Below are 12,785 nucleotides of genomic sequence, written 5' to 3'. Positions count from 1 at the left end.
GAATTGTAACCGGAGTGGGGCTTCCCACTCCGGGTGCGGCAAAGGCAGGCCGCAGGGGTTCGCTTATTGCGGACCCATCTTGTCCATCAGGGCAGCGAGCATTTCGTACTCTTCGGCAGTCAGGTCGGTCAGCGGCGTGCGCACCGGGCCTGCGTCGTAACCGGCAATTTTGGCGCCGGCCTTGACGATGCTGACGGCGTAGCCGGCTTTGCGGTTGCGGATGTCCAGGTACGGCAGGAAGAAATCGTCGATCAGCTTGGCCACGGCGGCGTGGTCGTCACGGGCGATGGCGTTGTAGAAGTCCATGGCGGTCTTCGGCACGAAGTTGAACACGGCGGAGGAGTACACCGGTACGCCCAGGGCCTTGTAGGCAGCAGCATACACTTCGGCGGTCGGCAGGCCACCCAGGTAGCTGAAACGGTCGCCCAGGCGGCGACGGATCGACACCATCAGCTCGATATCACCCAGGCCGTCTTTGTAACCGATCAGGTTCGGGCAGCGCTCGGCCAGTTTTTCCAGCAGGTCGGCGTTCAGGCGGCAGACGTTGCGGTTGTACACCACCACACCGATTTTTACCGATTTGCACACCGCTTCAACGTGGGCGGCAACGCCGTCCTGGCTGGCTTCGGTCAGGTAGTGAGGCAGCAGCAGCAGGCCCTTGGCACCCAGGCGCTCGGCTTCCTGGGCGTATTCGATGGCCTGGCGGGTGGAGCCACCCACGCCGGCGAGGATCGGTACCGAAGTGGCACAGGTGTCGACGGCGGTCTTGATCACCTGGCTGTATTCGCTGGCCGCCAGGGAGAAGAACTCACCGGTGCCGCCAGCGGCGAACAGGGCACTGGCGCCATACGGGGCCAGCCATTCCAGGCGTTTGATGTAGCCAGCCTGGTTGAAATCGCCCTGGGCGTTGAAGTCGGTGACCGGGAAAGACAGCAGGCCGTGGGAGAGGATGGATTTCAGTTCTTGTGGAGTCATTGTTGTAGGCATCCTGTGGCGCTTGGGTGAAGGGTGTTATTCTGCGCTGGAGGTAAGTTATCGTACAACTTGTGCGATGACTAGTCCCTTTGCGAGATTTTTTTGCAGTGGGGCAGGGAAGAAGGGTTATTGCCTGTCCTGACCTGTTCACGGGACAAGCCCGCATCCACAGGTGCAGCACCACCTTTGAAACCAGCGCAGCCCCCTGTGGGAGCGGGCTTGCCCGCGAAGAGGCCGGTACAAGTAACAACTGAAGGCGCAGGAGATACCGATGGCAGCCTACCTGCAATCAGTCATCGTATCTCTTGAGAGGGAGGGGAAAAACGATCGCGGAGACAGGCACAAGCCCGCCGCCCGCATCCACGGGAAGTGTTCTGGGACCAGCAGAGGGTGACCGGGGAAACGGGGGCGGCCTTGCGCCGCCCCGCGATCAAAGCAGAGGAAACGGTAGGTCAGGCAGCGTGCTGGCGCTTGATCTGCGCCTTGCGTACCTGGGCACGGCAAGCATCGCCGAATGCTTGGAAGATCTTGATCGAATCAGGGTTTTTCGCCGCTTGCCACTCCGGGTGCCATTGCACGGCGAACAGGAACGGCGAAATGCTCGGGGCGTGAATGGCCTCGACCAGGCCATCTTCGGCGTGGGCGATGGCTTCGATGCCGGCGCCAAGCTTGCGCAGGCCTTGGCCATGCAACGAGTTGACGCGAATCTCGTCGGTACCCAGGGTGTCTTGCAGCCAGCTGCCTGGCTGGATTTTCACGCCATGAACCTGAGCGTATTGCACTTCAACCGGGTCTTCCGGGTTTTCCCGGTGGTCGTTGAAGCCCGGCTCGGCGTACACCTTCTGGTAGATGTCGCCGCCCAGGGCCACGTTGATTTCCTGCATGCCACGGCAGATGCCGAAGATTGGCAGGCCACGCTTGATCGCCGCCTTGACCAGCGGGATGTCGAACAGGTCGCGGTTCTGGTCCTGGCCTTTGCCTGGGGTCTGGTTTTCCTGGCCGTACAGGGCCGGGTCGATGTTGCTGCCAGCGCCGGTCAGGTACACGCCGTCGGCCATGTCCAGGTAGGTCTCGAGGTCTTCAGTGCCGCAGCAGGTGGGCACCAGCACCGGAACGCAATCAGAGAACTCGACCAGCGGCGTGATGTATTTGTGGGTCATGACCTGATAGTCATGGCCTTTGCGCTCTTGGCTGCCCATGGTCATCAGGACGACGGGTTTGCGCAGGGAAGGTTGCTTGTTGCCAATGTTGCTGTTGGACATATGTCACCTTGGGACAGGTTCAGCCTGTCGTTGTTGTGCAGGTGCACGGCGCGAAGCCTTGGGTGCAGCCTGTAGCCCCGAGCACTGCCGGCTCGTCAGAGGCGACGATTCCGGTCGGGGCATGTAGATAGCTTGCCAGAGCCGTTCGATATGTCAAACGACTAAAGAGGGCTTTAACGCGGGGAATGCACCGGTTTTTGGGGGCTGAAACCGATGCGGGCCTGGAGCGGCGTGGGTTTGGCGGGGGTGTCGGTCAATAATATTTAACGATGCAGTCGGGTCTTTGCAGCGGTGCAATAAAGTGTTGCTTGTGCCGGCCTCTTCGCAGGCACGCCCGCGAAGAGGTCAGAGCAGATTTCAGTGCAGTATCTGCGCCAGAAACGCCTTGGCCCGGTCGGTGCGCGGCTGGTTGAAGAACACCTGCGGCGGGCTGTCCTCGATGATATGCCCACCCTCAAGGAACAGCACCCGCTCGGCCACTTGCCGGGCAAAGCCCATTTCATGAGTGACGCACAGCATGGTCATGCCGGTGCCGGCCAGTTGCACCAGCACATCCAGCACTTCGGCGACCATTTCCGGATCCAGTGCGGAGGTTGGCTCGTCAAACAGCATGATCCTCGGCTTCATGCACAGCGCCCGGGCGATTGCCACGCGCTGCTGCTGCCCACCGGACAATTGGCTGGGGTACTTGTGCGCGTGGCTTTCGATACCCACCTTCTTCAGGTACATGCGCGCCCGTTCCTCGGCGTCCTTGCGCGACAGCCCGCGCACGCTGGTAGGGGCCAGCAGGCAGTTGTCCAGTACGCTCATGTGCGGGAACAGGTTGAAATGCTGGAACACCATGCCGATATCGCTGCGCACCTGCGCCGCTTCACGGGTGGTGGCGGCGAGGTCGATGCCGTCGACCTTGATGCTGCCCTGCTGGGCCACCTCCAGGCGGTTGATGCAGCGGATCAGCGTCGATTTGCCCGAGCCGGACGGCCCGCACAGCACGATGCGTTCGCCTTCGCGCACCTGCAGGTCGATGTCGTGCAGCACGTGGTACGCACCGTAGTGCTTGTTCAGGCCTTCGATGCGGATCAGCACCTGGCGTGGGTCGGGCTCGGGGGCAAGGCTGGCAAGGCTCAGTGGTGCGGTCATGTTGTTTTTCTCCCGCGTGGGTTCAGTCGAAACGGGTCGCGCTGTAGGGCGCGGGGTCGGTGAAGGGGTGTTCGCCGGTGATCAGCTCGGCCACCAGTCGACCGCTGACCGGGCCCAGGGTGAGGCCGTGGTGGGCGTGGCCGAAGTTGAACCAAAGCCCGGGGTGGTGCGGTGCCGGGCCGATCACCGGGCGCATGTCGGGCAGGCACGGGCGACGGCCCAGCCACGGCGTGTCATCGAGGCGTTCGCCCAAGGCCGGGAACAGCTTGCGCGCCAGGGCCTCGCAGCGGCCCAGCTGGATCTGGTTGCCGGGCGCGCTGGCTGCGTCGAACTCGATGCCGGTGGTCAGGCGCACGCCGCGCGCCATTGGTGCAAGGACGTAGCCGCCTTGGGTATCGCAAATGGAATGCTCCAGTTGCGCGCCGTCACGGGTGCTGTAGTGCATGTGGTAACCGCGCTTGATCGCCAGCGGGATCTGGTAGCCCAGGCCGCTGAACAGGTCGGCCGACTGTGGGCCGAGGCAGGCCACCACTTCGTCGGCGGTAATCGGGCCGCGGCGGCTCTCGACCCGCCATTGGCCGTTGGCCTGGCGCAGGCTGCGTGCATCACCATGCAGGAACTGCCCGCCGCGTTGCTGGAACAGCGTCGCGTAGCCACGGGTGAGGGCGCCGGGGTTGTTCACGGTCTTCGGGTCGAGCCAGTGAATGCCGCCGACCACGGTGGCGTCCAGCTGGTGCTCGCGGGCCTGCAGTTGCCCGCATTCAAGGATTTCAAATTGCAGGCCATAGCGGCTCAGGCCCTTGGCGTCGGCCTTGGCCTGCTCGAACAGGGCCGGGTCGCGGAACACTTCGATCCAGCCTTTGGCCTGCACCAGCCCTTCAAGGCCGGCAGCAGCGATGAGCACGTCGTGTTCTTCGACGCAGCGCTGCACCAGCGGCAGCATGTCAGCGGCGGCACCGGCCAGCCGACCAGGGGCTGACTGACGCCAGTAGCGCCACAGCCACGGCGCGGCCTTGGGCAGGTGCGCCAGGCTGTAGCGCACATCGGGCTGGCGGTTCAGGCCGTAGCGCAGCAATGCGCCTAGTTGCCGGGGAAAAGCATAGGGGATGACGCTGGAGCGCTCAATCAGCCCGGCGTTGCCGTGGCTGGTGCCGCTGCCCGGTTCGTCGCGGTCGATCAGGATCACCTGGCGCCCGCGGGCCTGCAGGTGCAGCGCGGTGCTGACGCCGACGATGCCGGCGCCGAGGACAAGGGTCTGGCAATGCATGGAACGTATCCTTCGGTCAGTTCAGGTGGCGGCCCAGGCGGGCTTCCAGGTGTTTCAGCAGGCGCCGCACCAGTTCGACGATCACCAGGTAGAGCACAGCGGCCCACAGGTAGATCTGGAAGTCGAAACTGCGCGAGAAGGCCAGTTTGGTCACGCCCATCAGGTCATAGATGGTCACCAGCGAGGCAATCGCGCTGGCCTTGATCATCAGGATCAGTTCGTTGCCCAGCGGGCCGATGGCCACCAGCAGCGACTGCGGCAGGATCACCTTGAAGAAGGTGGTCGAGCGTTTCAGGTTCAGCGCCCGGGCTGCCTCATGCTGGCCGGGGGCCACGGCCATCAGGCTGCCGCGGAAGATCTCGGCCTGGTAGGCGGCGGTATTCAGGGTGAATGCCAGCAAGGTGCAGAACCACGCCTCGCGGAAGAACCACCACAGACCCACGTCCTGCCAGAAGCCTTTGAGCGAGCCCAGGCCGTAATACAGCAGGAACAGTTGGGCCAGCAGCGGCGAGCCACGGAAGAAGTACACGTAACTGGCGGCCATGCGCTGCAGTACCAGGCTGCGCGACATACGTGCCAGGGCCAGCAACAGGCCGATTACGGCGCCCAGGCTGAAGGAAATGGCCACCAGCTTGGCGGTTACCAGCAGGCCATCAAGAAAGCGCGGGCCGTAGCGCTCCAGCAGGTCGGGGTCGAGCACCAGTGCCAGCAGTTGTTCGAAGCTCATGCGCGTGCTCCTTGCAGGTGGCGGTTGCTGCGCCGTTCGATGTAGGCGAACACGCGCCCGGAAAGTGCCGCGAACAGCAGGTAACCCAGGCAGGCGACGCCGTAGAAGAACATGGGCTCCTTGGTCACGCTGACCGCAAGGTTGGTCTGGCGCATCAGGTCGACCAGCGAAATGGTCGACACCAGCGAGGTGTCCTTGAGCAGCGACAGCCAGTTGTTCGACAAGCCGGGCAGGGCGATGCGGGTCAGTTGCGGCAGCAGCACCTTGAAGAAGCCGGTGCGCTTGCTCAGGCCCAGTGCCGAGCAGGCTTCCAGCTGGCCTTTGGGCAGGGTCTTGAAGGCTGCGAGCCAGATCTCGCTGGAGAACGCGGCGAACACCAGGCTGAAGGCAATCATCGCGGCAAGGAAGGTGTTGATCAGGAACTCACCCTCGTAGCCCATGGCGGCAAGGATCTTCTGCGCGGCAATCTGGCAGCCGTAATAAATGATCAGCAACGTCAGCAGCTCTGGCAGGCCGCGGAACACGGTAGAGAACGTGGTGGCCCAGGCCCGTGGCAGGCGTTTGCGCGAGCGTGCGGCCAGGGCAACTAGCAGGCCCAGCGGCAGGCCGATGGGCAGGCAGGCCAGGGCGAGGGAAACCGTAACCAGCGCGCCGGCCAGCAGCGCCTGGCCCCAGCCTCCACTGGCGAAGGACAGCAAGGACAATTGATCGAGCATGACAAACACCTTGTGTTGACCTCACCGGCCTCATCGCCGGCAAGCCGGCTCCCACAGGTACACCTCTGTTCTTCAGGTCAGTGAGCAACCTGTGGGAGCTGGCTGGCGATAGGGCCCGGTCAGGCAATGCGGGCTTGAAGGTCAGTTGTAGATATCGAAAGCGAAGTACTTGCTGGCGATCTTCTGATAGGTGCCGTTGGCCACGATCTGTTGCAGTGCAACGTTCAGGCGCTGGCGCAGGGCCTCGTCGTCCTTGCGCACGGCAATGGCAGCATCGGCTTTGGTGTTTGCCACGTCGCCGAGGATCTTGCAGCAATCCCCACCGTTCTTGGTCATCCACTCGTGCAGCGGGAATTTGTCGGCAATCACCCCGTCCAGGCGCCCGGCGGCCAGGTCGGCGTTGGCTTCGTCCATGGTCGGGTACAGCTTCACGTCGGCACCGGCCTTGCCATACACGTCTTCGGCGTAGATAGCCTGGGTGGACGAGGACTGGGCGCCGACGGTGTAGCCGACGAAGTCAGTCTGGGCGCTGTCGATCTTGCTGTCCTTGGCGACGGCGACGGTCAGCGGGGTGCGGTAGTAATGGTCGGTGAAGGCGATTTTCTTACGACGTTCTTCGGTGTCGATCATCGAGGCGACAATAGCGTCGTACTTGCGGGCCATCAGGGCGGGGATGATGCCTTCCCAGTCCTGGGCCACCAGCGTGCACTCGACTTTCATCTGTTCGCACAGGGCGTGGGTGATGTCGATGTCGAAGCCGTGCAGTTTGTTATCGGCATCGACATAGTTGAAGGGCGGGTAGGCGCCCTCGGTGGCAAAACGCAGGGTTTCGGCACTGGCGGTACCCGTCAGCAGCAGGGCACACGCACCCACCAAGGCCATGGTCTTGTTCATCTCGCACCTCATTGCACTCTTGCTATTGTTGTTTGCCCGCCGACCACGAGGTGTAGCCGACGAACTCGTTATGTAGAGCGGCAGTCGCTTCCAAGCGTTTTTCAACATCAGGCCCGAGTTTCTTGCAGACCTCGTTGACCATCAGGTGAACCCACGACAGCATCGTCGAGGTGGATTCCCAGAACAGATTGAACTCGGTGGGGATGCGGAACACCTCGTCGGCGTTGGCATCGGCCCAGTCACAGAAGGTGTCGGTCACCAGGGTGACCGCGATGCCCGCCTGGCGTGCCTTCTGGCACAGCAATAGGGCGTGGCGGGAATAACGGCGCGCTTCGAACACCACCAGGGCGCTGTCTTCGGCGCGGCCCAGCAACACGTCGCCGAAGTGCCCGGCGCTGATATCGACCAGTTGCACGCCATCGCGCAGGTATTGCAGCAAGTGGCTCATGCACATGGCCACGCCGCGCTCGGTCTGGAAGCCGGCGATGAACACCCGTGGCTTGCTGGCCAGGCGTTGCGCCACGCTGTGCCAGGCCGGGCTTTGACGGTACTCGTGCACGCGCACCAGGGCGGCGATCTCCAGCTCCAGGCTGCCGGCGTTGTCGCTGGCGTCCTGGTTCTGGCGGTAATCTTGCAAGCGGTCACCCACCAGCCAGGGGCCGTCGCCCAGGTCGTTCTGCAGGTCTTGCTTAAGCGCCTTGAGGTGGGCATAACCCAGTGAGCGGCAGAAGCGCCCGACGCTGGATTCGCTGACGCCCAGCTTGACGGCGATGCTGGCCGAAGTCTGGAACGGCAGTTCGTGCAGGTTGGCAAGCATGTAGGTGGCGATCTTGCGGCCCGAGGCAGCGGCCCCTTCGAGGCTGTTTTCCAGGCGTTGCTTGATCGGTTGGCTCATGCTGTGGCTCCAGGGGTAAGGCTTGGGAAAGAAAATGAATGTTTTCTGTCATCAAGTCAACATTTGACAGATTGCTGTCACTTGCAGGAAAGTTTTTGTCGTTGCAACGCTGTAGCCATTCCAATACCAACAAGGAGCTTCAGATGTCCGCACCTTCCAACGGCACCGTCGTGCGTGTGCCCTTTACCGAACTGCAGGGCCTGTTGCAGGCTATTTTCCAGCGCCATGGCTGCAGCGAGCGCGTGGCCGGGGTGCTGGCTCACAACTGCGCCAGTGCCCAGCGTGATGGCGCGCATAGCCATGGGGTATTCCGCATGCCTGGGTATGTTTCGACCCTGGCCAGTGGCTGGGTCGACGGGCAGGCCACACCGAAGGTCAGTGATGTGGCTGCCGGCTATGTCAGTGTCGATGCCGCTGGTGGTTTCGCCCAGCCCGCGCTGGCTGCTGCCCGTGAATTGTTGGTGGCCAAGGCCCGCAATGCCGGCATTGCCGTACTGGCGATCCACAACTCGCACCACTTCGCGGCACTGTGGCCGGATGTAGAGCCGTTCGCCGAAGAGGGCCTGGTGGCCCTGAGCGTGGTCAACAGCATGACCTGCGTGGTGCCGCATGGGGCCCGCAAGCCTCTGTTCGGCACCAACCCCATTGCGTTTGCTGCCCCTTGCGCCGAACATGACCCGATCGTCTTCGACATGGCCACCAGCGCCATGGCCCACGGTGACGTGCAGATTGCTGCGCGTGCCGGCCAGCAACTACCGGAAGGCATGGGTGTGGATGCCAACGGCGAGCCGACCACCGACCCGCTGGCGATTCTGGAGGGTGGGGCCTTGCTACCGTTTGGTGGGCACAAGGGCTCGGCGCTGTCGATGATGGTCGAGTTGCTGGCGGCGGCGCTGACGGGCGGGCATTTTTCCTGGGAGTTCGACTGGTCCGGGCACCCCGGGGCGAAAACGCCATGGACGGGGCAGCTGATCATCGTCATCGACCCGCACAAGGCCGAGGGCGAGCGGTTTGCCCAGCGCAGCCGCGAATTGGTGGAACAGATGCAGTCGGTGGGCCTGACCCGCATGCCGGGTGAGCGGCGATACCGCGAGCGAGAGGTGGCCGAGGAGGAGGGGGTGGCGGTGACCGAGCAGGAGTTGCTCGGCCTGAAGGAGTTGCTTGGCTAACCCGGTCTCTTCGCGGGCTTGCCCGCGAAGAATCCAGCACAAATTCCCAGCCATGCAATGTTGCATAGACAACCTTGCACAATAGTGGATGTTCCTGAACCCGCACTCCGGGTATGCTCAACGCTGACTTTTCGTACTGTCCTGATCCAAGGAGCTGCACGCTGTGTTCAAACATGTCGATGCCTATGCCGGCGACCCGATCCTCTCGTTGATGGAAACCTTCAAGGCCGACCCGCGCGCCGACAAGGTCAACCTGAGTATCGGCCTGTACTACGATGAGGCCGGCGTGGTGCCGCAACTGGCGGCTGTGGATGCGGTGGAAAAACGCATCGCCGGCCAGGACCACGAAGCTTCCCTGTACCTGCCAATGGAAGGCCTGGCCAGCTACCGACAGGCGATCCAGGCACTGCTGTTCGGTGCCGATCACCCGGCTGTGACCGGCGGCCGTGTGGCCACCGTGCAGACCGTGGGTGGTTCCGGCGCCCTGAAAGTCGGTGCCGACTTCCTCAAGCGCTATTTCCCGCAGTCCGAAGTCTGGGTCAGCAACCCGACCTGGGACAACCACCGCGCCATCTTCGAAGGCGCCGGCTTCAAGGTGCACACCTACCCGTACTTCGACCAGGCCACCCGTGGCGTGGACTTCGACGGCATGCTGGCCACCCTGCAGACCCTGCCGGCCAACAGCGTAGTACTGCTGCACCCTTGCTGCCACAACCCCACCGGCGCCGACCTGGAACAACACCAGTGGCAACAAGTGGTTGAAGTGGTCAAGGCACGCCAACTGATCCCGTTCCTCGACATCGCCTACCAGGGCTTCGCCGAAGGCCTGGTGGAAGACGCCTACGCCATCCGCGAAATGGCTCGTGCCGGTGTGCCGTGCCTGGTCAGCAACTCGTTCTCGAAAATATTCTCGCTGTACGGCGAGCGGGTAGGGGGCTTGTCGGTGGTGTGCGACGACGACGCCACTGCCCAGAGCGTCCTTGGCCAGCTCAAGGCCACCGTACGCCGCAACTATTCCAGCCCGCCCAACTTCGGCGCCCAGCTGGTCGCTGGCGTGCTGAGCGATGCCGGCCTCAATGCCCAATGGGCCGAAGAAGTCGAAGTGATGCGCAAGCGTATCCTCGACATGCGCCAGGCGCTGGTCGATGCTCTGGCGAAGCTGCTGCCAGGCCAGGACTTCCAGTTCTTCCTGCGCCAGCGGGGCATGTTCAGCTACACCGGCTTCAGCGTGGAGCAAGTGCGCCGCCTGCGTGACGAATTTGGCGTATACCTGATCGACAGCGGCCGCGTGTGCATGTCCGGCCTGCGCCCGGCCAACCTGCAACGGGTTGCCGAAGCGTTCGCTGCTGTTCAGAAGTAACACCACCAAGGGGCCTGCGCGGCCCCTTGCATTTCCTGTCGGCACAACCCGCTTGTAAAGACAAGTGCAACCGCCCCTCGGAAAGGGGCTTCGCAAGTGCAACCTTTCCGTGCACAATCGCGCCCCTCTTTTCCGGTTGAGTTGGGCGAAGGCACTATTTCGCCATTCTCAGCCTGTTGCAGTCTTGCGAGTGGAGCTTCACCCGGAATGAATGAGCAGGCCCCAAGCGTTGAACAACGCTTTGCAGAATCGACCCCCGCCACCCTTGGCAGCTGGGCGCGTCACGACACTACCTGGATGCTGGGCCTGTTTGGCACAGCCATTGGCGCCGGAACCTTGTTCCTGCCGATCAACGCCGGCCTTGGCGGTTTCTGGCCGCTGCTGATCCTGGCCATACTGGCTTTCCCGATGACGTACTTTGCCCACCGTGGCCTGACCCGTTTCGTCCTTTCCGGGCGCAACGGTGGCGACATCACCGAGGTGGTCAAAGAGCATTTCGGCAGCACCGCCGGTGCCTCGATCACCGTGCTGTATTTCTTCGCGATTTTCCCCATCCTGCTTATTTATAGCGTGGCGCTGACCAACACCGTGTCCAGCTTCATGGAGCACCAGTTGCACATGGCGCCGCCACCACGGGCCATCCTGTCGTTCGTGCTGATCCTCGGCCTGCTGGCCATCGTGCGTTGCGGCGAGCAGGCCACGGTCAAGGTCATGAGCCTGCTGGTGTACCCGTTCATCGTCGCCCTGGCGCTGCTGGGCCTGTACCTGGTGCCGCACTGGACCGGTGGCATCCTCGACAGCGCCACCCAGGTGCCGCCGGCCTCGGCGTTCCTGCACACCCTGTGGCTGGCCATTCCGGTGATGGTGTTCTCGTTCAACCACTCGCCGATCATCTCGGCCTTTGCGGTGGACCAGAAGCGCCGTTACGGCGAGCACGCCGATGAGCGCAGCGGCCAGATCCTGCGCCGCGCCCACCTGCTGATGGTGGTGATGGTGCTGTTCTTCGTGTTCAGCTGCGTGCTCACCCTGAGCAGCGCCCAGCTGGCCGAAGCCAAGGCACAGAACCTGTCGATCCTGTCGTACCTGGCCAACCACTTCAGCAATCCGACCATCGCTTTCGCGGCGCCGCTGATCGCCTTCGTGGCTATCGCCAAGTCGTTCCTGGGTCACTACATCGGTGCCAGCGAAGGCCTGAAAGGCATCATCACCAAGACCGGCGCGCGCCCGGGTGCCAAAACCCTGGACCGCGTGGTCGCTGCGCTGATGCTGGTGGTGTGCTGGATCGTTGCCACCCTCAACCCGAGCATCCTCGGCATGATCGAGTCGCTCGGCGGCCCGATCCTGGCGGTGCTGCTGTTCCTGATGCCGATGTACGCCATTCACCGTGTACCGTCGATGCGCAAGTACAGCGGCGCGGCCTCCAACGTGTTCGTGGTGGTGGTCGGTCTGGTTGCGTTGACTTCGGTGGTGTACGGCCTGCTGGGCTGATTCGCCTCCTGCAATAAAGAATGCCCGGGTTGCCTGTCGCAAACCGGGTATTTTTTTTGTCCACAAAAAGTCTCTGGAAATAGAACAATTTCACCGGACCCATAGGCACCCGGCCGGCTTCATGCTTAACTCAGTGTCCTTTTCAAACCCAGCATAAGGATTTCGTCATGGCTCAAGTGACTCTCAAAGGCGGCCCGGTTCAGGTCAACGGCAACCTGCCACAGGCCGGCGCCCAGGCTCCGGCATTCTCCCTGGTCGGTGAAGGCCTGGCTGACAAGTCGCTGAAAGACTTCGCCGGCAAGCGCAAAGTGCTGAACATTTTCCCGAGCGTCGACACCCCAACCTGCGCTACCTCCGTGCGCAAGTTCAACGCCCAGGCCAACGATGTCGCCAACACTGTCGTGCTGTGCATCTCCGCCGACCTGCCGTTCGCCCAGGCCCGCTTCTGCGGTGCTGAAGGCTTGGACAACGTGAAGAACCTGTCGACCCTGCGTGGCCGCGAGTTCCTTGAAAACTACGGCGTCGCCATCGCCGACGGCCCGCTGGCCGGCCTGGCTGCCCGCGCCGTGGTGGTGCTGGACGAGAACGACAAGGTGCTGCACAGCGAGCTGGTTGGCGAAATTGCTGACGAGCCGAACTACGATGCAGCCCTGGCTGTACTGAAGTAAGGACTGCGTGGGGCAGGGCGGGCATTTATTGCCTGTACCGGCCTCTTCGCGGGCACAGAAAAAGAAACCTTTCAGCCCGCCACCGCTCCAGGCAACACCCTGTAACGGCCCGGAACGCTCTCCGGGCCGTTTTCATTTAAAATTCCGCGTCTTGGCAACGTCAGCCTAAGGTAAACCTCTGGTAAAGGGCCTTTGCTTAAACGATGCCATTGCTTATCGTTCAC

The 12,785-nt window shown here is 62.8% G+C and carries 12 protein-coding genes; 4 read left to right on the top strand and 8 right to left on the bottom strand.

From position 1 onward, the window contains the following. Positions 1-63 precede the first annotated feature (63 nt). The 8 genes from kdgD to ACF8R4_RS23680 all read right to left on the bottom strand — a co-directional run bounded on the left by kdgD (position 64) and on the right by ACF8R4_RS23680 (position 7,876). Positions 64-975 (bottom strand): 5-dehydro-4-deoxyglucarate dehydratase, encoded by a 912-nt coding sequence (gene kdgD, locus ACF8R4_RS23715; RefSeq protein WP_016713836.1) that lies wholly within the window; start codon positions 973-975, stop codon positions 64-66. Between the two features lie 452 nt (positions 976-1,427). Further along, entirely contained in the window at positions 1,428-2,237 is an 810-nt protein-coding gene (locus ACF8R4_RS23710) for a gamma-glutamyl-gamma-aminobutyrate hydrolase family protein (RefSeq protein WP_016713837.1), read from the bottom strand. 357 nt (positions 2,238-2,594) lie between these two features. After that, positions 2,595-3,377: an amino acid ABC transporter ATP-binding protein gene (locus tag ACF8R4_RS23705; protein ID WP_060497031.1), complete on the bottom strand. Its 783-nt coding sequence runs from the start codon at positions 3,375-3,377 to the stop codon at positions 2,595-2,597. 22 nt (positions 3,378-3,399) lie between these two features. Beyond that, complete coding sequence (locus ACF8R4_RS23700; protein ID WP_060497030.1) at positions 3,400-4,644, bottom strand: FAD-binding oxidoreductase; 1,245 nt, start codon at positions 4,642-4,644, stop codon at positions 3,400-3,402. Between the two features lie 16 nt (positions 4,645-4,660). After that, a complete protein-coding gene (locus tag ACF8R4_RS23695) occupies positions 4,661-5,371 on the bottom strand; it encodes an ABC transporter permease (RefSeq protein ID WP_392493595.1) in 711 nt (236 codons plus the stop codon). Next, on the bottom strand, positions 5,368-6,087 hold the full coding sequence (locus ACF8R4_RS23690; protein ID WP_060497028.1) for an ABC transporter permease: 720 nt from the start codon (positions 6,085-6,087) through the stop codon (positions 5,368-5,370). Before ACF8R4_RS23690 ends, ACF8R4_RS23695 begins: the two co-directional genes overlap by 4 nt. Positions 6,088-6,228: 141 nt before the next feature. Next, positions 6,229-6,981: a transporter substrate-binding domain-containing protein gene (locus tag ACF8R4_RS23685; protein WP_060497027.1), complete on the bottom strand. Its 753-nt coding sequence runs from the start codon at positions 6,979-6,981 to the stop codon at positions 6,229-6,231. A 22-nt stretch (positions 6,982-7,003) separates the two neighbouring features. Further along, a complete protein-coding gene (locus tag ACF8R4_RS23680; protein WP_060497026.1) occupies positions 7,004-7,876 on the bottom strand; it encodes a MurR/RpiR family transcriptional regulator in 873 nt (290 codons plus the stop codon). Between the two features lie 143 nt (positions 7,877-8,019). Between ACF8R4_RS23680 and ACF8R4_RS23675 the strand changes: the two genes are divergently transcribed. The 4 genes from ACF8R4_RS23675 (at position 8,020) to tpx (ending at position 12,561) form a co-directional block, all read left to right on the top strand. Further along, positions 8,020-9,045 (top strand): Ldh family oxidoreductase, encoded by a 1,026-nt coding sequence (locus ACF8R4_RS23675; protein WP_060497025.1) that lies wholly within the window; start codon positions 8,020-8,022, stop codon positions 9,043-9,045. Positions 9,046-9,208: 163 nt separating this feature from the next. Beyond that, positions 9,209-10,405, top strand: a complete 1,197-nt coding sequence (locus tag ACF8R4_RS23670) for an amino acid aminotransferase (RefSeq protein ID WP_016713845.1) — start codon at positions 9,209-9,211, stop codon at positions 10,403-10,405. Between the two features lie 207 nt (positions 10,406-10,612). Beyond that, entirely contained in the window at positions 10,613-11,893 is a 1,281-nt protein-coding gene (locus ACF8R4_RS23665) for a serine/threonine transporter (protein WP_060497024.1), read from the top strand. A gap of 167 nt (positions 11,894-12,060) precedes the next feature. Beyond that, positions 12,061-12,561, top strand: a complete 501-nt coding sequence (tpx, locus tag ACF8R4_RS23660) for a thiol peroxidase (RefSeq protein WP_060497023.1) — start codon at positions 12,061-12,063, stop codon at positions 12,559-12,561. Positions 12,562-12,785: the final 224 nt, after the last annotated feature.

The sequence above is a fragment of the Pseudomonas sp. FYR_2 genome, from assembly GCF_043106425.1.
GTDB classification, from domain to species: domain Bacteria; phylum Pseudomonadota; class Gammaproteobacteria; order Pseudomonadales; family Pseudomonadaceae; genus Aquipseudomonas; species Aquipseudomonas monteilii.
The sequence above is the reverse complement of the archived record's forward strand: the minus strand, read 5'-3'. Positions and strand labels throughout refer to the sequence as shown.